This is a genomic window from Serratia sp. FS14 (assembly GCF_000695995.1).
Taxonomy (GTDB): Bacteria; Pseudomonadota; Gammaproteobacteria; order Enterobacterales; family Enterobacteriaceae; genus Serratia; species Serratia nematodiphila.
In genome coordinates this window covers 2,698,229-2,718,669 of record NZ_CP005927.1, presented here as the reverse complement: position 1 = coordinate 2,718,669, position 20,441 = coordinate 2,698,229, and the positions used below count along the sequence as shown (strand labels likewise).

The window sequence follows — 20,441 nt, the reverse complement described above, 5'->3', positions numbered from 1 at the left end:
AAAAATCAACGCATAGCGATGGAAAATGCCGAAAAACAGCGCAAGGTGCTCATTCCCTCAGCAAACGCGCTTTTTTTGCAGTTTAGCGCTTTGACAAACCCCGAACGCCCCGCTATTATTCGCCCCGTTCACACGATTCCTCTGTAGTTCAGTCGGTAGAACGGCGGACTGTTAATCCGTATGTCACTGGTTCGAGTCCAGTCAGAGGAGCCATATTTAGAGAAGCCCGCTCAGGGAAACCCGAGCGGGCTTTTTGCTTTAACGCTAAACGCGTCGACAGGCAGCGTTACTCTTTGGCTATCGGCGCGGCATTCTCATCAATTTTTACCTTACCCTGAATATCAGCAATCTTCTTCTCCAGATCCGCCACCTGCGCTTTGCTGTGCAGCAAGGTATAGGTCAGATCAAACTGCGCACTGGCGCCAGGCTGCAACTGCTTGACGCGTTTTTGTTCGCGCTCGACGGTAACCGGGTAGGCATAGCTGGTGCCCGGCTCAATCCCCGTCACATACCCTTGTTTTAACGTATCGGTATTCTTCCACAGCGTCAGGACGGGCAACTGGCGGGTATCGAACTGAATCGCCACCCCTTTGTCGCCCGCGTTATTGACCAGCGCCGCCAGTGTCTGATGATTCGGATCCGATAATGGCTTAATGTTAAAGACCATTTCATCGAACCCTTTGGTTGGGCCGGCATAGGTTCCCCAGGTATTCAGCCCGGCTTTGGCATAGTCGTTAAACGGGCTGATGCTGGCCATCGGCGCCAGGAAGCGGGCGCCATTTTCCAGAATCGGCGCGCCGAAATTGCTGTGATAAATAATCTGGTAGTCATGGGGATAATCCGCCCGGTTGGTTAACACATCATGCAGGCTGAAACTGTTGCTGCCGGGCACATAGCGCAATTCAGTCAGGGTTTGCAGATCGGCTTTTTTGAATGTGCTCTCTTTGATCAGGCCGCGAATACGAATTTCATACGGCGCTGTATCCGCTACCTCAACCTCAACCCGCGAGGCCGGCGTATTGCCCGCTTTGCCGTGCAACGTGTAAATTTGCCCACCTTCGGTCACCGGATGACCGGTCCACTCATAGCCACAACGCACCATCATCTCATTGAAACCTTCCAGCCAGCCGAGCCCATTGCGGCTTTCCAGATTGATAAAAGCGGGGTTGACCACCTCTTTAACCGGTGAATCCCATCCCATTTTCGCGCCAAAGCCTTCTGCCCGCAGGAGGTTCATGCCGCGGGTGGGACTCAGCGTGATGGTCAGGCCATCCTGGCTGCGGATAATCAGGACTTTGCTGCCTTCTTGCTTACCGCCGTGCAGCACTTTCTGCTCAATGCTGAACGTTTTATCCTTCACCTTCAGCGTCTCGCTCGAAATCTTCCAGTTTCCTTTCTCCACGCCATCTTCAGCGCTGGTCAGCACCCAACTCTGCGCCGCCGCCTGCCCTGAAATCAGGGCCGAAAACACCGCCATAACCCATGTCTTTTTCATTTCCCTTCCCCTTTAGCTGAATCGATTTTTTTCTAAACAAGGAAAATCTACTGTTAAGCAGGTTAAAGAAATGTGATGAGCTTCACCGGGTGAGTATTTGGAGTAATAGCGCGATAAAAATACGAATTTCATCGCAGTTCTAATGAAAGATATTGAGTTTTTGCACATGAAACGAGCTATTCATCAACATAATTTGTATCGTTTCAGCTAAGGAGCAAGGAGACAGTAACGGGCAAGCGAGACATCGCGAAGGGAGTGCAAGTGGCTTGTTTAACGCTATCCGGCCCAAACGAAAGCGCTCACACAGCCTGCCCGTTTTGAGCCTCTTTGCTTTAACGGCCGCCTGCTCGTGTCAAAGGAGCCCTGGTACACAAAGCCCGCTCCGGGGAACCTGAGCGGGCTTTGTGCTTTTCTGCCGTTAGCGCTTACAGCACAAATTCGTAGTGCGAACCGTCCGGCAGTTCGACATCCAGGCGCAGTTTGCCGCCGGCCGCCTCAACATAGCGTTTAAGCGAAGACAGTTTCAGATCGCGGCCCGGTTTTTCCATCACGGCGACGGTCGGTTGCCGGATACCCAGCGCCTGCGCCATTTCAACCTGGGTTTTCTGCACCTTCTCGCGCAGCTCGGCAAGATGGATGTTCAGCATAATGTCCGTCGCCATTGCCTGCGCTTCGGCCACGACCTCGGGCTTTTCCTCCGCAATAAGCTGTTCCAGCGTTCTGCCCATCGCGTCACTCCTTCTCTTTTAGTGTGTTCAGCCAATTCGTGAATTCCCGATCGGCAATCTGCAGCATTCGATCGTAAAAACGTTTTTCATCGCCCGCTTTATTGCCCGCGCAAAGCACCATGCCGACGCGGTACGGATCGAAGGCGAAGAATGCCCGCAACGGTTCGCCACGGCTCTGAATACGCAGCTCTTTCATGTTGCTGTAACGCGAGCCTTTAACCGTATCGGCATAGGGTCTGGGCAAGCCGGGCCCTTTTTCCCGCAGGACCATCAATGCAGCAAGCACGCAGGCCCGGTCGGCATCGCTGAGTGATCTGAACCAATGATCAAATGCATCCGTTGTTTTAATTTCCCACACGGGCCCCCCTAAAATATAGATCAATAGCTATATAGATGTAAAGCTATAGCAGAGAGGCGCTGGGATGGCATGCAAAGGCATGCGTTGTTACTGCAAGGCTGAACGTACATCCACGCATTTTGCAAACGCAGTGCGCGGCATTCACCTTTTTACGCGCGGTATCGAATAATCGTTCAGAGGCACGGGGCGCTTCCCCGCCGCCCCTTTATGAACCCTGTCACAAAAAGCGCATAACGTTTTCGGCGTTCTGCGCAGCGGGCGATGAGCGACAAACTTGTTAACGCCACGTTACATCGGGTTAGGCAACATTGTTAACGCCGATTGATGCGTCAAACGCATCGCGCCATGCGTTTATTGCGCTTATTTACTTTATTTTCCTGAGCGAGTCTTCAGCAACAGGCGCGGCGTCAAGCGCCAATAACAAACTGGAGATAAAGATGCATTCCTCTACCTCACCCATGACCACCCGGGCCAGAACCGGCGCGATACTGCGCGTCACCTCCGGCAACTTTTTAGAGCAGTTCGATTTTTTCCTGTTCGGCTTTTACGCTACCTACATCGCACACACCTTTTTCCCGGCCAGCAGCGAGTTCGCCTCGCTGATGATGACCTTCGCGGTATTCGGCGCGGGCTTTTTGATGCGCCCGATCGGCGCCATCGTGCTGGGCGCTTACATCGATAAAGTCGGCCGCCGCAAAGGGCTGATCGTCACCCTGTCGATCATGGCCGCGGGTACCTTCCTGATCGTGCTGATCCCCTCTTACCAAAGCATCGGGCTTTGGGCGCCGCTGCTGGTGCTGTGCGGGCGTCTGTTGCAAGGCTTCTCGGCGGGCGCGGAGCTGGGCGGCGTGTCCGTCTATCTGGCCGAAATCGCCACGCCGGGCCGTAAAGGCTTCTACACCAGCTGGCAGTCCGGCAGCCAGCAGGTGGCTATCATGGTGGCGGCGGCCATGGGCTTCGCGCTCAATGCGGCGCTGGAAGAAAGCGCCATTCGCGAATGGGGCTGGCGCCTGCCTTTCCTGTTCGGCTGCCTGATCGTTCCCTTCATTTTTTTCCTGCGCCGCAAGCTGGAAGAGACGCAGGAATTTACCGCTCGCCGTCACCACCTGGCGATGCGCGACGTGTTTAAAACCCTGCTGAAAAACTGGCCGGTGGTGATCGCCGGCATGCTGATGGTCGCCATGACCACCACCGCGTTTTACCTGATCACCGTCTATGCGCCGACCTTCGGCAAAAAGGTGCTGCTGCTCAGCGCCTCCGACAGCTTGCTGGTCACCCTGCTGGTGGCGATCTCCAACTTCATCTGGCTGCCCATCGGCGGCACGCTGTCGGACCGTTTCGGCCGCAAACCGGTGCTGGTCGCCATGACGTTGCTGACGTTGGCCACCGCCTACCCGGCGCTGAGCCTGCTCGCCGCCGCCCCCAGCTTCGGCATGATGCTGGCCGTGCTGCTGTGGCTGTCCTTCATTTACGGCCTCTACAACGGCGCCATGATCCCGGCGTTGACGGAGATCATGCCAACGGAAGTGCGGGTGGCCGGGTTCTCGCTGGCCTACAGCCTGGCGACGGCGGTGTTCGGCGGCTTTACGCCGGTGGTCTCCACCGCGTTGATCGAATACACCGGCGACAAGGCTTCACCGGGCTACTGGATGAGCTTCGCCGCGCTGTGCGCCCTGCTGGCGACGCTGTATATGTATCGCCGCATCGCCATGCCGCTGCAAACCGCGCGCTAAGCCGCCATCTCAAAAGGAATGATGCCATGCAAAAACTCACTCGTTCGATCCTCGCTGCGCTGGTGTGCGCCTCCTGCAGTACGGCGGCGCTGGCCAAAGACGTGACCGTCATGATCTCCGGCGGCTTCAAAGCCGCACTAGAGAAGCTGGCTCCGGAATATGAAGCTCAAAGCGGCGACAAAATCATTCTGGTGTCCGGCCCCTCGATGGGCAAAACGCCGCAGGCGATCCCCGCGCGGCTGGCGCGCGGAGAGCAAGCCGATGTGCTGATCATGGTGGGCGACGCGCTCACCCAACTGGAAAAAGAGCGCTGGACCCAGCCGGGTTCGCGCGTGGAGCTGGCCGATTCGCCGATCGGCATGGTGGTCAAACGGGGCGCGCCCAAGCCGGTGATAAAAACGGATGCCGACCTGCGCAATGTCTTGCTGCAGGCTGACTCTTTCGCCTATTCCGACAGCGCCAGCGGCCGCTATGTCAGCGGCCAACTGTTCAAAAAGCTGGGCATCGAGGAACAGGTGAAAGGGAAAGCGCATAAGGTTGAGCGCATTCCGGTGGCCTCTGAAGTGGCGCAGGGGAAATACGCGCTGGGCTTCCAGCAGGTCAGCGAATTGCTGCCCGTGGCGGGCGTGACCTTTATCGGCGAGCTGCCTGAAAACGTGCAGTACATCACCCGCTTCGCGGGCGCGGTAACCGCCAAGGCGGAGCACCGCCGCGAAGGCAAAGCGCTGCTGGACTTCCTCGCCTCCCCTCAGGCGCAGCCGACCATTCGCGCGACCGGCATGCGAACCGTGCCGGCGCCGCAGCCGGTCAAGCAGAGTGATACTGTTCAGTAATCAGCTTTTCCAGCTCGGCGGCGACGAAAGACTGCATGCGGCCGCCGCGTCTGATGAGACCCACGGTACGTTTCACCACCGGATCGACCAGCGGCACCGACGTCAACACCGAGTGCTCTGAAGCGGGCATCGACATGGCGGGCACGGCGGCAATGCCGATGCCCGCCTCAACCATGCCCAGCATGGTCGTCACATGGCGAGTTTCACACACGCTGGGGCGTTCCGGCACGAGGTGTTCCAGGCGCTGATCGAGCAGATTGCGATTGCCGGAGGTTTTATCCAGCGAGACGTAATCCTGCTGATAGAACTCTTGCCAGGTGAGGCTCTTTTTAGCGGCGAGCGGATGGTCGCGCCGGCAGGCGGCCACGTAGACGTCCCCCACCAACGGCACAAATTCAAGATTAGGCTGCAGCCGCCCGGCGAAGCAGATGCCGAAATCGGCCTGGCCGCCGGTGACCGCCTCGATGACATTACCTGCGCTACCGTCGATCAGCTTGACGCGCACGCGCGGATAGCGCAGCCGGAAACGGCGTATCACGTCGGGCATGAAATAGTAGGCCGCCGAGGGCACCGTGGCGACGGTAACCAGCCCCACCCGCTCCTGGCTGACCTTGTCGATATCGGCCAACACCGCTTCGACGTTCATCAGCAGCTGATCCGAACGCTCGGCAAAGGCCTGCCCGTACAGCGTCAAAGTCACGCGCCGGGTGGTGCGATCGAACAGTTTGCTGCCCAGCGCGTTTTCCAGCTTCTCAATCCTGCGGCTCAGCGCCGACTGCGACAGGCAGATGGACTCCGCGGCCAGCCGAAAATTGCCGTACTCCACCAGCGCGCGAAACGCATAGAGATCGTTGAGATCAAAATTCACGGGCATAACGACCAACTCTCCTTGCTGAAATGGCAGAAGACGCAAAACAGCGATGATAACCGCTTATATCGCCACGTTCACCGACTGGGTGGTTGAACCACCCAAGCCCCTATCGCCCCAGCAGCACCATTCCCCAAATAATGATAGTCATCACCACGGCTACCAGCTGCGCTGCGCCGCCCAAATCTTTGGCGCGTTTGGATAGCGGATGTAATTCCAGCGAAATGCGATCGACCACGGTTTCAATCGCCGTATTAAGCAGCTCAACCACCAATAGCAGAAAACTGCAGGTGATTAATAACAGCCTTTCTATATTTGTAATATCTAAACCAAATGTAACAACCAGTAAAATGGCGTTAATAACCAATAATTGGCGGAACGCATCTTCGGTAAGCACAGCATCAATAAACCCGGCCCAGGAATTCCTAATGCTGTAGGTTAATCGGCTTATTCCTTTTTTCTTTTCCACAGGCATACAATCAGCTCTCGTCAAAACTGCGACAGTCACTCGCAAATAAATCACGCAGCGTGAATTTATCTCGAGTTTATTAATTAAAAACCTTAACCGTTCTCTTTCAGGAAACGATGCATTCACTCACTCGCCGTCCCCCTGCTCCTGAAACGCCACCGCCCGAAAATGCCCTGGCGCGGTTATTATTCTGGGAGCGTAAAAAGGGGACGCGATATCATCCGCTTAAAGCGTTTTCTCGTACAAGCGGTAACGTTTGTACGGCACCGCGCCGATGCGTTCTAAAATCGTCCGCATGCCGGTATTGGTTTCCAGGATCCACGACATTTCCAGCGCGTCGATATTGCGCTTCGCGAAAGGCTCGCGCAGCGCCTCAATCAGCAGCAGCGCAATAATGGGCCCGATGCGGCTGAATTGATATTCCTGGCGTACGCCCATCAACGGCACGCGCGCGGTGCGCACGCCGCTGACTTTCAGGCGCCACAATAGCTTCGCCCAGCCGAACGGCAATAAACGCCCCTGCAGATCGGCAATCGCTTCGTTAATGTTCGGCAGACCGACGATAAAGGCGCAGGGGGCGCCATCCACCTCGGCGATATGGATCATATCGTCGGGCACCAGGAACTTCAGCTGATCCCCCATGGTGGCGAACTCGTGCTCGGTGAACGGGACAAACCCCCAGTTATGTTGCCACCCGGAGTTGAACACCTCGCGCAGCACCTGCATCTCCTCGCGAAAGCGCTTGCGATTGAGACGGCGGACGGTCACCTTTTTACGCACCTGATCCATCATCCGGGTTAACGACGGCGAAAAATGCAGGTCGGTTCTTTTCATCCAATAGGCAAGCAAATCAATCCCTTCACTGTAGCCCTGCTGCGCTATCTGGGCCGCGTAGTAAGGTTTCGCGTGCGTCATCAGGGCGGAAGGCGGGGTATCGAACCCTTCGACCAACAGGCCGCTTTCCTGATTGATATTGAGGCTGAATGGCCCGGTGATTTTACGCGCGCCTTTCGACCTCAGCCACTCCTCCGCTACCGTGAATAAGGTGCTGAACACGGCGGGATCGTCAACGGCGTCAATCATGCCGAAATGGCCGGTATCCTCACCATGCAGCTCCCGGTGCAGAGAATCGATTTGCGCAGTGATGCGTCCAACCACTTTGCCCTGTTTTTTGGCCACCCATGCCTGCCATTCAATATGGTCGGTCCCGGGATTCTTCTTTGACAGGTGCTCTTCGCGCTCTACATGCAGCGGCTCAATCCAGTTCGGATCATCGCGAAACAGTTGCGAGGGGAAAGCAATAAATTCTTTAAGTTCGCGTTTATCCAGAACTTTCTCAATACGGATCATAAATAGCCTTACGTTTTAATAAAATAATTAAATAAGCACGCGACAACGCCTTTAGCATTTTTTATGCTGTTGCCTTTTATTGAATTGTGTATTGCCTCCGGCTCACTGATAAGAAAAACCGAATATTCCCCCTCGGCGAATCAGCAACGTGTTGCCTGACATTCACCCTGTGATGTCCATAATTGATAAAAAAAGGAAACAGAAAGCGGCGCAGCCAGGCTACGCTAATAGTGCTCTTTTATTATTTCGTGCTGTTATGGTAAAAGAAACTCGCCGCTTTTAGTGTACCGACTTTAATCAGGAGGTGCGCCGCCATTTTTACCACTTAATGCTATTTTTAAGATTAGCCTTAAATGAATCGTTCACTTTTGAATTTCTTGCGGCATACTGTTTAGGAAGTGTTTAAGTTCCAAGATAGCCATGCATGAGGTCATAACCTATGAGCCGACAGTTATTTCCTGCCCGACAGATGCAGACTAAAGAACGGCGAAGTCCGGATATTACAATAGTCTCTCATATCTCGCCAGGGTGCCGCTCAAGGCTGATAACTCGGGCTACTCACGCTCTGCCCGGTTAATAACCGGCATGCCGCTCGAGCACGGCAATATACGCTGTTCGCGGAATGAAGATGGTTGAATAACAAACTTATTCAAAACCTATTCATAGTAAAACATCAATTACCTCGCCAAGAGTGATTTCTCTCTTTTGGTGATTTTTAATCTATGGCTAAGTTTGTCTATGTCTGAAACAAGTTCCGTTCATTCTCTTCCCATGCGCTATGCGGACTTCCCCACGTTAGTGGACGCGTTGGATTACGCGGCACTCGGTAATACGGGAATGAATTTTTACGACCGTCGCAATCAACTCGTGACCGTTCTCGACTATCGCACGCTGCAGCAAAAAACGATCGCGGGTGCGCGGCGTTTATTGTCCCTGAAGCTCAAGAAAGGCGATCGCGTGGCGCTTATCGCCGAAACCAGCCCGGGCTTCGTCGAAGCCTTTTTCGCTTGCCAATATGCCGGCCTGGTGGCGGTGCCGTTGGCGATCCCGATGGGCGTTGGCCAGCGCGACTCCTACACCGCCAAACTGAAAGGGCTGATCGCCAGCTGCAACCCCGCGGCGATCATCAGCAGCGAAGAGTGGACACCGCTCATCGCGTCGGCCACGGAAAACACGTCGGCGATGCACATCCTCAGCGACGCGGACTTTAACGCCTTGCCAGAGCCGGAAATCGCGTTGCCGGCGCCTTCGCCCGACGATATCGCCTATCTCCAATACACCTCGGGCAGCACCCGCTTTCCGCGCGGCGTGATCATTACCCAGCGGGCGGCCATGGCGAACCTGAACGCGATCAGTCGCGACGGGATCAAGTTGCGCGCCGGCGACCGCTGCGTTTCGTGGCTGCCCTTCTATCACGATATGGGCCTGGTCGGTTTCCTGCTTACGCCGGTGGCGACCCAGCTGTCCGTCGACTACCTGCGCACGCAAGATTTCGCCATGCGCCCGATGCAGTGGCTGAAACTGATCGCCAAGAATCGCGGCACGGTGTCCGTCGCCCCGCCGTTCGGCTACGATCTGTGTCTGCGCCGCAGCAACGCCAAAGAGCTGGCCGATCTGGATCTTTCCAGCTGGCGGGTGGCGGGCGTGGGCGCCGAGCCGATCCCGGCCGAGCTGCTCGCCCAGTTTGGCGAACACTTCAGCAGCATCAACTTCGACAGCAAAGCCTTCATGCCGTGCTATGGCCTGGCCGAGAACACCCTGGCGGTGAGTTTTTCCGACCCTTGCTCCGGCCCGCAAACCAACGAGGTCGACCGCGATATTTTGGAATACGAGGGTAAAGCGGTCGCGCCGGGCAAGAAGACCCGCGCCGTCTCGACCTTCGTCAACTGCGGCCGTGCGCTGCCCGGCCACCGTATCGAGATCCGCAGCGAAACCGGGCAACCGCTGCCGGAACGTCAGGTCGGCCATATCACGATTTCCGGCCCCAGCCTGATGAACGGCTATTTCTGCGACGATGAGTCCCAGCAGCAGATCCAGGTGACCGGCTGGATGGACACCGGCGATCTCGGCTATCTGCTGGACGGCTATCTGTACGTCACCGGCCGCAAGAAGGATTTGATCATTATTCGCGGCCGCAATATCTGGCCGCAGGATATTGAGTACGTCGCGGAATCCGAACCGGAAATCCGTTCCGGCGATGCGATTGCCTTCGTGACCGAAGAACACGACGAAGCGGCCAGGATCATTTTGCAGATCCAGTGTCGAGTCAGTTCGGAAGAACGCCGTGAACAAATCGTGCATTCGCTGAGCGCGCGCATTCAAAGCGAGTTCGGCATCGCGGTGGACATCGAGCTGCTGCCGCCGCACAGCATTCCCCGCACGTCGTCGGGCAAACCCGCACGCGCGGAGGCCAAGAAACGCTGGCTGAGCGCTTCGCTCTACCCGCAAATGCCGCAGCTGGCCGGTTTCGCGCAATGAGCGGCACCGTGGCAGTGACGGGCGCGACCGGCTTTATCGGCCGGCACATCGTCCAGGAACTGCTGGCGCAAGGGTTTAGCGTGCGCGCCCTGACGCGGCAAGCCGGAAAAGCCGCCGCAGACAACCTGCAGTGGATCCCCGGCGCGCTGGAAGATCGGCCCTCGCTCACCGAACTGGTGCGCGGCGCGGAGTGCATCGTGCATTGTGCGGGCCAGGTGCGCGGGCATGCGGAAGCGGTGTTCACCCGCTGCAACGTCACCGGCAGCCTGAATTTGATGCAGGCGGCCAAACAGAACGGCCGCTGCAATCGCTTCTTGTTCATGTCGTCGCTGGCGGCCCGCCATCCGGCGCTGTCCTGGTACGCCCATTCAAAACAGGCCGCCGAGCAGCAACTCATCGCCGCCACGGGCGATATCGCGCTGGGGATTTTCCGCCCGACGGCGGTTTACGGGCCCGGCGATAAAGAGCTGAAACCGCTGTTCAACGGCCTGCTGCGCGGCGTGCTGCCCCGGCTGGGCGCGCCTGACGCCAGGCTCTCTTTTCTGCACGTGAGCGATTTGGCAAAGGCGGTCAGCCAATGGGTGCAAACCGAACCCGCGCAGCCAAATATTTACGAACTGTGCGACGGCGTGGCCGAAGGCTATAACTGGCTGCGCCTGCGGGACATCGGCGCCGCCGTGCGTCACGGGCCGGTGCGTCTGGTGGGCATTCCGCTGCCGCTGCTGAAAGCCCTGGCGGATATCAGCGTGGTGTGGAACCGCCTGGTAAAAAAAGAGCCGATGCTGACGCGCAGCAAAATACGCGAATTAACCCATCAAGACTGGTCCGCCAGTAATCAGGCGCTGTCGCAACAGATTAATTGGTTTCCACAGGTGAGTTTGGAACGCGCGCTGCGTGAAGGGCTGTTTTAATTATTCCAAGTAGAGGTGTGTCAACGTTCTTATGCTAAATCGCGATGCTGTAATGGATTATATCCTGACGTGTTTGCAAGGTATCGTCGAAGGCGGAGTGGAAATAAAACCTGATAGCGATCTCGTCAATGATCTTGGCCTGGAATCCATCAGAGTCTTGGATCTGCTGATGATGCTGGAAGATGAATTAGATATCTCCATTCCTATCAATATATTGCTTGATGTCAGAACGCCTGAGCAACTGCTTGACGCGCTGCGCCCTTATCTGGAGAAACACCATGGGACTGTATGATAAGTTTGCGCGGCTCGCCAATGACCGTGAACAATTTCAAACGTCCGGTCTGAATCCGTTCGGCACCTGTATCGACGAAGTGTATTCCGCCACCCAGGGGCGCATCGGCGATCAAAAGATTGTCCTCGCCGGCACCAATAATTACCTTGGCCTGACGTTCGATGCGCAGGCGATCGCCGCCGGCCAGGCGGCTCTGGCCGCGCTCGGCACCGGCACCACCGGCTCGCGCATGGCGAACGGCAGTTACGGATCGCACCTGACGCTGGAACGGGAGCTGGCGGAATTCTTCGATCGCCCGAGCGCCATCGTGTTCTCCACCGGCTATACCGCCAACCTGGGCGTAATCAGCACGCTGGCGGGGCCGGGTGCCGTGGTGCTGATCGACGCGGACAGCCACGCGAGCATTTACGACGCCTGCGCCCTCGGCGGCGCGGAAATTATTCGCTTCCGCCACAATGACGCCGCCGATCTGGAGCGCCGCATGGTGCGCCTGGGCGAACGCGCCCGCGAGGCGATCATTATCGTGGAAGGCATCTACAGCATGCTGGGCGACGTCGCCCCGCTGGTGGAAATCGTCGACATCAAGCGGCGATTGGGCGGGTATCTGCTGGTCGACGAAGCGCACTCCTTCGGCGTGATGGGCGAGCACGGCCGCGGCCTGGCCGAAGCGCTGGGCGTCGAGCAAGACGTGGATATCATCCTGGGCACCTTCAGCAAAAGCCTGGCTTCGATCGGCGGCTTCGCCGTCGGCGGCAAGGGGATGGACGTGCTGCGCTACAGCAGCCGGCCGTATATCTTTACCGCTTCGCCGTCGCCGTCCAGCATCGCTTCGGTGCGCACGGCGCTGCAAAAAATCGCCCGCCATCCCGAGCTGCGGGAAAAACTGTGGAGCAATGCGCACCGCCTGTACCACGGCCTCGCCGAGCTGGGCTATACCCTGGGGCCGCGCATCAGCCCGGTGGTGCCGGTGATGATCGGTTCAAAGGAAGAAGGGTTGCGTTTCTGGCGCGAGCTGATCGCCCACGGCGTCTATGTGAACCTGGTGCTGCCACCGGCCGCGCCGGCGGGCGTGACCCTGCTGCGCTGCAGCGTCAATGCCGCGCACAGCGATGAAGAAATCGACACCATCGTGCGCGCCTTTGCGGCGCTGAAAAAATAAAGTCTTTCCTTCTCGGCCGCGGCGGCGGTGCCGAAAATGGCCACGCCGCCCTGCCGAACCGATGCGCACCTCAGTGCGCAGCCGTTGATACTCCATCAGCCGAATAGCGATACCCCTGCGCCGCCATAAATTCCGCGATGGCTTTTTCCGCCGCCGAAAGCACCTCCTCGATCGGCCGATCGGCATCGAGATCCACGATGTCGGCGCCTTCGAACGTCAATAGCGGCGTGACGGCGATCTTCTTCTCCAGCGCCGCTTTGCGGTGATCGGGTTTGCGCGCGCAGGCCACGTCCAGACTGACATTCAGCTTGAGCACCAGATCCGGTTTTTGCCCCGCCATCCATTGGAACGCCGCCCGTTCACGCGCCGCCAGCCAACGGACGAAACGGCTGCCTTCAACGTCGACGGGAAAAACCGTGCCGTCGTAAGCGCCAGGGATCTGCGCCTGCGGAAAACGGTCGGTCAACACGATGAACCCTTGCCGGCGATACGCCAGCATGCGGCGAAAACGCAGCAGCCGCCGCCCCACGAAAGCGATGATCACCGCCGACGGCAACAGGCCGATCCGGGATTTTTTCGTTTTGACTTTTTTGGTATTGCTCTCGATAGCCTTGCCCACCGAGCGCCCGAGCAGCGGCAATTTCGCCGCCGCGCGCCCGACGTTACCCGCCTGTTTGCCCAGATGCACCTGCACCGCCGGGCCATAATGTTTCACATACTCGATCAGATGTTCACAAACGGTGGATTTACCCGATCCGTCGCTGCCGATAACCGCAATCAGCGGCGGAAATTTTGCACTCATAATAAGACTCTCTTTCAATACACCAGAAACGGCGTGCCATATTTGAAGCGAACGATCGCTTATCATTGCCGCGGTGGCTGCGTGAAAAAAATTTGCCATACGCAGCGCCAAAAAGCACAAAAGATTAAGCGAAAATTGAAAACCTCTGCTCTTTTTTCGCCGTGAGCCATGCCGAGAATTAACATAAAAAGCGAAACCAGCCCACGCACGAACAATTAGCACAAAATAACAAGAACAAACGCCATGAATATCAATTCAAATAACGAAAAAGAATACCGATCTCATTATTTTATCGCAGCAAAGCACAATAAATATCTTGAACCCAAGGCGTATTGGAATACAATAGTTTTTTTCGCATTGGATCAATTATTGTGAGTCAGCAGATAAGACCTTCATCTGATCGCTCGCCCGTGCGCGTAATAGCGATAACCGGCTGTGACGGCTCGGGAAAATCCACGTTAGCCGCCAGCCTGGTCAACGCTTTATCGGCACAAGAACCTGCCGAACTGCTGTATCTCGGCCAGTCTTCCGGGCGTATTGGCGAATGGATCAGTTCGCTGCCGATTATTGGCGCGCCCTTCGGGCGTTATTTGCTGAAGAAATCGGAACGCGTGCATGAGCGCCCGTCCACACCGCCGGATAATGCCACGGCGCTGGTGATATTTTTACTCTCCTATTGGCGCGTTTATAAATTCCGTCGCATGCTGAAGAAAAGCCGCAGCGGCGCATTACTGATCACCGATCGTTATCCGCAAGCCGAAGTGGCGGGGTTTCGTTTCGATGGCCCGCAGCTGGCGAAAACCGCCGGCGGCAATCGCTGGATCCGCTGGCTGAGAAAGCGCGAACAAAACCTGTACCAATGGATGGCGTCTTATCAGCCCTTATTATTAATTCGGCTGGATATTGACGAACAAACGGCCTATTCACGCAAACCCGATCACTCGCTGGCGGCGTTGCGTGAAAAGATCGCCGTCATCCCACACCTGACGTTTAACGGCGCTAACATATTGGATTTAGACGGCCGCGAACCGGCCGACCGTATTTTCGACGCATCGCTGCACGCCGTTAAAATATCGCTGAGGGCCGCCAATGCCTAGCCGACAAATAACCTTTCCGTACCGAAACAGATGAAAAAAATAAACTCACCGCCGAACAGGATACCTCTCCTACCTGCATCACCGGGCTGATTGCCGTGGTGGGCAGCGACGGTACGGGCAAGTCCACGCTGACCGCCGACCTGGTGAAAAACCTGCAGCAACATCGCCCCACGGAGCGGCGCTATTTGGGGCTGATCTCCGGCGAAGACGGCGACAAAATCAAGAAGTTGCCGTTCATCGGCGTGTGGCTGGAACGGCGCCTGGCGGCCAAGTCCGACAAAACCCAGCGCATGAGCAACAGGCCGCCGGCGCTGTGGGCTGCGCTGATCATGTACGGCTTTTCGCTGTGGCGCGCATCCAACCTGCGCAAGGTGCGGCGGTTGGCGCAGAGCGGCGTTCTGGTGATCAGCGATCGCTACCCGCAGGCGGAAATCTCAGGTTTTTACTACGATGGGCCCGGCATCGGCGTGGAACGCGCAAAAGGGTGGCTATTAAACCGCCTGGCGGCGCGCGAACGCCGTTTATATCAACGCATGGCCGTCTATCGGCCGGAGCTGATCATTCGCCTTGATATCGACGTCGATACGGCCTTTTCCCGCAAGCCCGATCACAGTTACGAAGAGCTGAAAGACAAGATCGCCGCCATGGTGCGCCTGCAATACAACGGCTCGCGCATCATCGAGCTGGACGCCAGAGCCCCTTACGACGAGGTGCTGAGCAATGCGCTCAACGCCATTTCCGCCGTGGTGAATCCCGCGAAGCGCCCGCAGAGCGATCTCGGGCAACCCGGCGAGAACGCCGGTAAAGAAACTCAGGTTTATTAAACGAATACAGGGAAAACGCATGACTGCGGAACACAAAATGCAGCAAAACAACGATAACGGCTGGTTTGGGCTATGAAACGGTGGTTTTCCGACGGCGTGTTTCGTTCCATTTTACGTAATGCCGCCTACCTGGGTTCCGGCAGCGTCGCCAGCGCGCTGCTCGGCCTGCTGGCGCTCTCCTGCGCCGGTAAAGGCATGTCGCCTGAAATGTTCGGCGTGCTGGTGGTGATTCAGGCCTATACCAAAGCGGTCAGCGATTTCATCAAATTCCAGACCTGGCAGTTTGTGGTGCAATTCGGCACTCCGGCGCTGGAACATCAAAATACCGGGCGCTTCCGCGACGTCGTCGCCTTCTCCTTTGGCCTGGATATCGCCAGCGGCGTCATCGCCGTGCTGGGCGGCATGATCATGCTGCCGTTCTTGTCTCACGCTCTGGGGCTGGACAGCGAAAGCTTCTGGCTCGCCATGCTGTACTGCACCCTGATCCCATCGATGACCTCGTCCACGCCGACCGGCGTGCTGCGCGCCTTCAACCGCTTCGATTTAATCGCCATCCAGCAGGCGATCAAACCGTTTCTGCAGGCGGTGGGCAGCGTCATCTCCTATTATTTCGATCTGGGGTTCCCCGGCTTTATCGTCACCTGGTACGCCTCTAACCTGATCGGCGGCACGCTGTTTTGGTGGTTCACCGCGCGCGAGCTGCGCCGCCGCGATATCCATGGCGCGCTGAGGCCGCGCCTGTTCAACGTCGCGCGCCGCATCGAGGGCGCCTGGAACTTCGTCTGGACCACCAACATCGCCCATACCATCTGGGCCGCCCGCAACTCCTGCACCACCGTGCTGGTGGGCGTGGTGCTCGGCCCGGCCGCCGCCGGGCTGTTCAAGATCGCCATGACCTTCTTCGATGCGACGGGCACCCCGGCCAAGCTGCTGGAGAAAAGCTTCTATCCCGAGATCATGCGCCTGGATCCGCGCACCAAGACCCCGTGGCTGCTCGGCCTGCGCTCTTCGCTGCTGGCCGGCGGCATCGGCCTGGCCGTTGCGGTGTTGATGTTGCTGGTGGGCAAGCCGCTTATTTCCGCGGTATTCGGGCAGCAATACCTGGAAGCCTATGACCTGATTCAAATCATGCTGGGCGCGATCATCGTCTCCATGATGGGCTTCCCGCAGGAATCCTTACTGTTTATGGCGGGCAAACAGCGCGCCTTCCTGATCGCGCAGGCGACGGCCTCGGCGGCCTACATTGCGCTGCTGGTGTCGATGGCGTATGCCTTCGGCGTACAGGGCGCCGCCTTCGCTTATTTACTTGGGCAATGTTTAGACGTTCTGTTATCCCTGATACCGACGATCGGCGCCTACCGCAATCGCTTTATGTTGGGGCTGAATGTGCCCAAAGAGAGTAATCAATGACCGCTAGCAATAATTGGAAAAAGTTCTCAGCCGAAACCACCCAGGCGCTGTTTGTCGCGGTGGAAGAGGACGACCTGGTTGAGGCGAATATCAGCCTGCCGCAGCAGATTGATCTGGAATGCTCCCCCGAGAGCATTCGGGACAACTACGCGCTGTGCCTGCAGTTTTGGGAAGACGGCTTTTCCCGCCGCGAGCTGCTGCAATTGGTGAACGGTTTCCTGCAAGACCCGCAGTTGGCGGCGGCTACCCGCATGCGCTACAAATATATCCGCGCCCGCTATAAGCACCTGCGCTTCGCCCAGCAGCTGTACGGCGCTCCCCACCGCGCCAACCGCCTGTTCCACACCACCACCGTGGTGCTCGGCCATTTTCAGGACGCGTTTCGCAACGGCAACCAGAAGAACCTGACGCTTTACGGCAACCTGCTGCGGCTGCTGCTCAGCAAGCCGGTGTGGTCTTACGTGCGCTATGCGCTGCGCCACACCCGGCTGGAAAGCGCACAGGGCTTTATCACCTACCGCCAGGAGCAAATGCGCCAGCTGCAAACGCTGATCGCCGGCCCGGCGCTGACCGGGCATCAGTTCCATGACGTGCGCAAAATCGTCAGCCGCCAGGTCTCGTTCTACGACACGCTGAGATCGATCGATCCCGACAACCGCGAGGCCCGGCAGATCTCGCGCTTTCTGGCGGCGATTAACGGCCTGATGGGCGACCGGCATGACGTGATGGTGGCGGACAAGCTGGCCGGCGGCGATATCTATGATCGGCCGGCGATCCTGGATATCGACATCCGCCAGCGCCTGGAGCTGCTGCTGGCGCGTTTTCCGCTGTCGTTTTCCCAGCCGGCCATCGCGGCGGGCAGATAAGCGGGTTGCACGGAGCCATGATGACGTTACGTCGCTTGCTGACCCTTGCGCTGCTGCTGTCGCCGCTGACGGCATCTGCACATAACTTCGTGCATGGCCGGCCGGTGGCGCCGATCGCCATCGCCGATCGCGGCGAGCTGCTGCTGCGCAACGGCGATTTCAGCTACCGGCCGTGGAACAGCGCAAAACTGGCGGGCAAGGTGCGGGTGATCCAGTACATCGCCGGGCGCACCTCCGCCAAAAAGAAGAACTCGCTGCTGATCAACGCCGTTAAGGACGCGAACCTGCCGGGCGATCGCTTCCAGCCGACCACCATCGTCAACACCGACGACGCGATACCGGGCTCCGGCTTCTTCGTGCGCGGCAAGATCGAGAAAAACAAGCGGCATTACCCCTGGGCGCAATTCATCGTCGACAGCGACGGGCTGGGGCGCATGGCCTGGCGGCTGCCGGAGGAGAGCTCCACCATCGTAGTGCTGGACAAGGCCGGGCGCGTGCAGTGGGCGAAGGACGGCGCACTCACCCCGCAGGAAGTTGACCAGGTGATCGCCCTGCTGCGCGCGCTGATCGCGCAGGAGACGCCATGAAGCGCACGCCGCAGGGAACCGATAACGCATGTCTTTGATTGAACGCTATATCACGGTTGAGATCCGCCGCCTGGTGATGATGATCGCCGGGTTTCTGATCTTCATGTTCGCCAGCTACTCCGCTCAGCGCTACCTGACCGACGCCGCCAACGGCACGCTGGCGCTGAGGGTGGTGGCCGACGTGGTTTTCTATAAATCGCTGATCGCGCTGGAGATGATATTGCCCGTCGCGCTGTATGTCTCGGTGGCGGTCGCGCTGAGCCAGATGTACAGCGATGCGGAGATCACCGCCATGCTGGCCGCCGGCGCCAGCCCGCTGCGGCTGTACAAGGCGGTGCTGATACTCGCCGTGCCGCTGGCGATAGCGGTCACGCTGCTGTCGCTGTATGGCAGGCCCTGGGCGTACGCCAATATTTATCAGCTGCAGCAACAGTCGCAATCGGTGCTGGACGTGAGCCACCTGCAGGCCGACAAATTCAACGTCAGCGGCAACGGCCGCATGATCCTCGCCAGTCACGTCGACAAAACGGCCAACCACCTGACGGACGCCCTGATTTATGTGCGCGGCGGCCATCACACCAACCTGTACCGTGCGCAGTCGGTGGAGGTGCTCGACGCCTCCCCCGCCAGCCCCGCCGTGCGGCTGAAAACCGGCACCGCCTATGTGCTGGATCGTGAGGGCACCGACGACAACGGGCAGAACTACGACAACTTCGACATCGCGCTCAAACCGTTCGTGCCCAGCGCAGAGAGCCGGCACAAGTCGGCCTCGCCGGCGGAACTGGCGCGCTCCGCCGATCCGGGCGACGCCGCCGAACTGCAATGGCGCGAGAGCCGCGGGCTGACCACCGTGCTGATGGTGCTGCTGGCGATCCCCTTTAGCCGCATCAAGCCGCGGCAGGGGCGCTACGCCGCGCTGCTGCCCCTCGCGGTTCTGTTTACCGTGATTTTCTATGGCGGCAACATTTGCCGCACGCTGGTGGCCAACGGCTCTCTGCCGACGATCCCCGGCGTTTGGCTGGTGCCGATAGCGATGGCTGTCGGTATCGCCCTGCTGCTGGCGCGCGACCTCTCCCTGCTGCGGAAACCCTCCCGATGACCCTTTTTAGCCGCTATCTGATCCGCAACGTGTTCATCGGCTTCGCCGCCGCGGCCGGGCTGCTCATCCCGCTGTTCACCACCTTTACGCTGATCAACGAGCTGGAGGACGTGACCCCGGGCGGCTACCGCTGGCAGCAAGCGCTGCTGGTGACCGTGATGACCCTGCCGCGCAGCCTGGTCGATCTGGGGCCGTTTATCGCGCTGCTCGGCGGCATCGTCGGGCTGGGGCAGCTCTCCAAAAGCCTGGAGCTGACGGCGATCCGTTCCGCCGGGATGTCGATATTCCGCATCGCGTTGGTGATGCTCGCCGCCGGGCTGCTGATGAACCTCTCGCTCGGCGCCCTCGATGAATGGGCCGCCTCGCCGCTGCAGCAACGCGCGCTGCAAATGAAGAATAACGCCCTGGCGCAGTCGAATAATAACGACGTTACCGTTAACCCGCTGTGGGCGCGGCGCGGCAACGAGTTTGTAACAGTGAAGACCGTCGATGAGAACGACCAGCCCCACGGCATTGAGATCTTCCGTTATCAAGCCAACCGCGCGCTGGAGTCTTACATTTACGCCGACAGCGCCAGCACCGCCGCCGACGGCAGCTGGCTGCTGCACAACGTGATGCAGAAAAGCTGGCAAGGCAGAAAGGAGACGATTGCACGACAAGACAGCCTGCTCTGGCGCTCACTGTTCGCCGTGCCGAGCCTGAAAGAGCTGACCCTGCCGGCGGGCAGTTTCTCGCTCCAACAGCTGGATCGCTATATCGATTACCTGCAAGGCTCGGGGCAACCCAGCACCGAATACCGCCTGGCGCTGTGGAAAAAACTCGGCCAGCCCCTGCTGGTGCTGGCGATGATTTTGCTGGCCATCCCGTTTACCTTCACCGCCCCGCGCGCCCCCGGCATGGGCAGCCGGCTAGCGCTTGGCGTCATCATCGGGCTGCTGACCTACATCGCTTACCAGATCGTTCTCAACCTGGGGTTGCTGTTCGCCCTCAACGCGCCCTTCACCGCCCTCGCCCCGCCGCTTTTGCTCCTGGCGTTGGCGCTGGTGCTGGTTTATCGGTTTGACCGGCGGGGTTAAGCATTT

20 protein-coding genes and 1 tRNA gene are annotated in these 20,441 nt (G+C 58.4%); 14 read left to right on the top strand and 7 right to left on the bottom strand.

Annotated elements, in window-relative coordinates:
- The first annotated feature begins 137 nt into the window (after positions 1 to 137).
- A tRNA-Asn gene (locus L085_RS12355) sits at positions 138 to 213 on the top strand.
- A 73-nt stretch (positions 214 to 286) separates the two neighbouring features.
- Here the strand turns inward: L085_RS12355 and L085_RS12350 are convergent.
- The 3 genes from L085_RS12350 to L085_RS12340 all read right to left on the bottom strand — a co-directional run bounded on the left by L085_RS12350 (position 287) and on the right by L085_RS12340 (position 2,581).
- Complete coding sequence (locus L085_RS12350) at positions 287 to 1,495, bottom strand: aldose 1-epimerase family protein (RefSeq protein ID WP_044030855.1); 1,209 nt, start codon at positions 1,493 to 1,495, stop codon at positions 287 to 289.
- 425 nt (positions 1,496 to 1,920) lie between these two features.
- Entirely contained in the window at positions 1,921 to 2,223 is a 303-nt protein-coding gene (locus L085_RS12345; RefSeq protein ID WP_004935502.1) for an XRE family transcriptional regulator, read from the bottom strand.
- Between the two features lie 4 nt (positions 2,224 to 2,227).
- Complete coding sequence (locus tag L085_RS12340; protein ID WP_015378478.1) at positions 2,228 to 2,581, bottom strand: type II toxin-antitoxin system RelE/ParE family toxin; 354 nt, start codon at positions 2,579 to 2,581, stop codon at positions 2,228 to 2,230.
- Between the two features lie 437 nt (positions 2,582 to 3,018).
- Between L085_RS12340 and L085_RS12335 the strand changes: the two genes are divergently transcribed.
- Both L085_RS12335 and L085_RS12330 read left to right on the top strand, forming a co-directional pair.
- Positions 3,019 to 4,314 (top strand): MFS transporter, encoded by a 1,296-nt coding sequence (locus L085_RS12335; protein WP_044030854.1) that lies wholly within the window; start codon positions 3,019 to 3,021, stop codon positions 4,312 to 4,314.
- Positions 4,315 to 4,340: 26 nt separating this feature from the next.
- Positions 4,341 to 5,147, top strand: coding sequence for a substrate-binding domain-containing protein (locus L085_RS12330; RefSeq protein ID WP_044030853.1), 807 nt, complete (start codon positions 4,341 to 4,343; stop codon positions 5,145 to 5,147).
- Here the strand turns inward: L085_RS12330 and L085_RS12325 are convergent.
- The 3 genes from L085_RS12325 to L085_RS12315 all read right to left on the bottom strand — a co-directional run bounded on the left by L085_RS12325 (position 5,122) and on the right by L085_RS12315 (position 7,834).
- A complete protein-coding gene (locus tag L085_RS12325) occupies positions 5,122 to 6,021 on the bottom strand; it encodes a LysR family transcriptional regulator (RefSeq protein WP_044030852.1) in 900 nt (299 codons plus the stop codon). The genes L085_RS12330 and L085_RS12325 overlap by 26 nt on opposite strands.
- A 103-nt stretch (positions 6,022 to 6,124) precedes the next feature.
- Positions 6,125 to 6,610: a diacylglycerol kinase gene (locus L085_RS12320; protein ID WP_226988533.1), complete on the bottom strand. Its 486-nt coding sequence runs from the start codon at positions 6,608 to 6,610 to the stop codon at positions 6,125 to 6,127.
- Between the two features lie 99 nt (positions 6,611 to 6,709).
- Positions 6,710 to 7,834, bottom strand: coding sequence for a hypothetical protein (locus tag L085_RS12315; protein ID WP_016927031.1), 1,125 nt, complete (start codon positions 7,832 to 7,834; stop codon positions 6,710 to 6,712).
- A gap of 738 nt (positions 7,835 to 8,572) precedes the next feature.
- On the opposite strand from L085_RS12315, the gene L085_RS12310 reads away from it, so the two are divergent.
- Genes L085_RS12310 through L085_RS12295 form a run of 4 tightly spaced genes read left to right on the top strand, consistent with a single transcriptional unit; the run spans position 8,573 to position 12,674 of the window.
- Positions 8,573 to 10,312, top strand: a complete 1,740-nt coding sequence (locus L085_RS12310) for a fatty acyl-AMP ligase (RefSeq protein ID WP_044030851.1) — start codon at positions 8,573 to 8,575, stop codon at positions 10,310 to 10,312.
- Positions 10,309 to 11,223, top strand: a complete 915-nt coding sequence (locus tag L085_RS12305; RefSeq protein ID WP_044030850.1) for an NAD-dependent epimerase/dehydratase family protein — start codon at positions 10,309 to 10,311, stop codon at positions 11,221 to 11,223. The genes L085_RS12310 and L085_RS12305 overlap by 4 nt, the downstream gene beginning before the upstream one ends.
- Before the next feature lie 31 nt (positions 11,224 to 11,254).
- Positions 11,255 to 11,515, top strand: coding sequence for an acyl carrier protein (locus tag L085_RS12300; protein ID WP_004935539.1), 261 nt, complete (start codon positions 11,255 to 11,257; stop codon positions 11,513 to 11,515).
- On the top strand, positions 11,502 to 12,674 hold the full coding sequence (locus tag L085_RS12295; protein WP_004935542.1) for an aminotransferase class I/II-fold pyridoxal phosphate-dependent enzyme: 1,173 nt from the start codon (positions 11,502 to 11,504) through the stop codon (positions 12,672 to 12,674). The genes L085_RS12300 and L085_RS12295 overlap by 14 nt, the downstream gene beginning before the upstream one ends.
- Before the next feature lie 70 nt (positions 12,675 to 12,744).
- Here the strand turns inward: L085_RS12295 and L085_RS12290 are convergent, their stop codons facing one another.
- The gene (locus L085_RS12290; RefSeq protein WP_015378484.1) at positions 12,745 to 13,476 is read right to left on the bottom strand and encodes an ATP-binding protein; all 732 of its coding nucleotides are present in this window, start codon (positions 13,474 to 13,476) and stop codon (positions 12,745 to 12,747) included.
- A 371-nt stretch (positions 13,477 to 13,847) separates the two neighbouring features.
- On the opposite strand from L085_RS12290, the gene L085_RS12285 reads away from it, so the two are divergent.
- The 7 genes from L085_RS12285 (at position 13,848) to lptG (ending at position 20,435) form a co-directional block, all read left to right on the top strand.
- Complete coding sequence (locus L085_RS12285) at positions 13,848 to 14,573, top strand: lipoprotein (protein WP_033645744.1); 726 nt, start codon at positions 13,848 to 13,850, stop codon at positions 14,571 to 14,573.
- Positions 14,574 to 14,650: 77 nt separating this feature from the next.
- On the top strand, positions 14,651 to 15,397 hold the full coding sequence (locus L085_RS12280; RefSeq protein ID WP_049870663.1) for a hypothetical protein: 747 nt from the start codon (positions 14,651 to 14,653) through the stop codon (positions 15,395 to 15,397).
- Positions 15,398 to 15,469: 72 nt separating this feature from the next.
- Positions 15,470 to 16,807 (top strand): lipopolysaccharide biosynthesis protein, encoded by a 1,338-nt coding sequence (locus L085_RS12275; RefSeq protein WP_044030849.1) that lies wholly within the window; start codon positions 15,470 to 15,472, stop codon positions 16,805 to 16,807.
- Complete coding sequence (locus L085_RS12270) at positions 16,804 to 17,673, top strand: hypothetical protein (RefSeq protein WP_016927024.1); 870 nt, start codon at positions 16,804 to 16,806, stop codon at positions 17,671 to 17,673. Before L085_RS12275 ends, L085_RS12270 begins: the two co-directional genes overlap by 4 nt.
- 20 nt (positions 17,674 to 17,693) lie before the next feature.
- Positions 17,694 to 18,260, top strand: coding sequence for a YtfJ family protein (locus L085_RS12265; protein ID WP_015378488.1), 567 nt, complete (start codon positions 17,694 to 17,696; stop codon positions 18,258 to 18,260).
- Between the two features lie 28 nt (positions 18,261 to 18,288).
- Positions 18,289 to 19,359: an LPS export ABC transporter permease LptF gene (gene lptF, locus L085_RS12260; RefSeq protein WP_044030848.1), complete on the top strand. Its 1,071-nt coding sequence runs from the start codon at positions 18,289 to 18,291 to the stop codon at positions 19,357 to 19,359.
- Positions 19,356 to 20,435, top strand: a complete 1,080-nt coding sequence (gene lptG, locus L085_RS12255) for an LPS export ABC transporter permease LptG (protein ID WP_015378490.1) — start codon at positions 19,356 to 19,358, stop codon at positions 20,433 to 20,435. The genes lptF and lptG overlap by 4 nt, the downstream gene beginning before the upstream one ends.
- Positions 20,436 to 20,441 lie beyond the last annotated feature (6 nt).

What these genes read in the sequence shown, in the direction of transcription:
- L085_RS12295 (WP_004935542.1), top strand. Translation starts at nt 11,502, where the DNA reads ATGGGACTGTATGATAAGTTTGCGCGGCTCGCCAATGACCGTGAACAA.
- L085_RS12350 (WP_044030855.1), bottom strand. Translation starts at nt 1,495, where the DNA reads ATGAAAAAGACATGGGTTATGGCGGTGTTTTCGGCCCTGATTTCAGGG.
- L085_RS12270 (WP_016927024.1), top strand. Translation starts at nt 16,804, where the DNA reads ATGACCGCTAGCAATAATTGGAAAAAGTTCTCAGCCGAAACCACCCAG.
- L085_RS12275 (WP_044030849.1), top strand. Translation starts at nt 15,470, where the DNA reads ATGAAACGGTGGTTTTCCGACGGCGTGTTTCGTTCCATTTTACGTAAT.
- L085_RS12265 (WP_015378488.1), top strand. Translation starts at nt 17,694, where the DNA reads ATGACGTTACGTCGCTTGCTGACCCTTGCGCTGCTGCTGTCGCCGCTG.
- L085_RS12300 (WP_004935539.1), top strand. Translation starts at nt 11,255, where the DNA reads ATGCTAAATCGCGATGCTGTAATGGATTATATCCTGACGTGTTTGCAA.
- L085_RS12290 (WP_015378484.1), bottom strand. Translation starts at nt 13,476, where the DNA reads ATGAGTGCAAAATTTCCGCCGCTGATTGCGGTTATCGGCAGCGACGGA.
- L085_RS12345 (WP_004935502.1), bottom strand. Translation starts at nt 2,223, where the DNA reads ATGGGCAGAACGCTGGAACAGCTTATTGCGGAGGAAAAGCCCGAGGTC.
- L085_RS12330 (WP_044030853.1), top strand. Translation starts at nt 4,341, where the DNA reads ATGCAAAAACTCACTCGTTCGATCCTCGCTGCGCTGGTGTGCGCCTCC.
- lptF (WP_044030848.1), top strand. Translation starts at nt 18,289, where the DNA reads ATGTCTTTGATTGAACGCTATATCACGGTTGAGATCCGCCGCCTGGTG.
- lptG (WP_015378490.1), top strand. Translation starts at nt 19,356, where the DNA reads ATGACCCTTTTTAGCCGCTATCTGATCCGCAACGTGTTCATCGGCTTC.
- L085_RS12325 (WP_044030852.1), bottom strand. Translation starts at nt 6,021, where the DNA reads ATGCCCGTGAATTTTGATCTCAACGATCTCTATGCGTTTCGCGCGCTG.
- L085_RS12310 (WP_044030851.1), top strand. Translation starts at nt 8,573, where the DNA reads ATGTCTGAAACAAGTTCCGTTCATTCTCTTCCCATGCGCTATGCGGAC.
- L085_RS12315 (WP_016927031.1), bottom strand. Translation starts at nt 7,834, where the DNA reads ATGATCCGTATTGAGAAAGTTCTGGATAAACGCGAACTTAAAGAATTT.
- L085_RS12305 (WP_044030850.1), top strand. Translation starts at nt 10,309, where the DNA reads ATGAGCGGCACCGTGGCAGTGACGGGCGCGACCGGCTTTATCGGCCGG.
- L085_RS12335 (WP_044030854.1), top strand. Translation starts at nt 3,019, where the DNA reads ATGCATTCCTCTACCTCACCCATGACCACCCGGGCCAGAACCGGCGCG.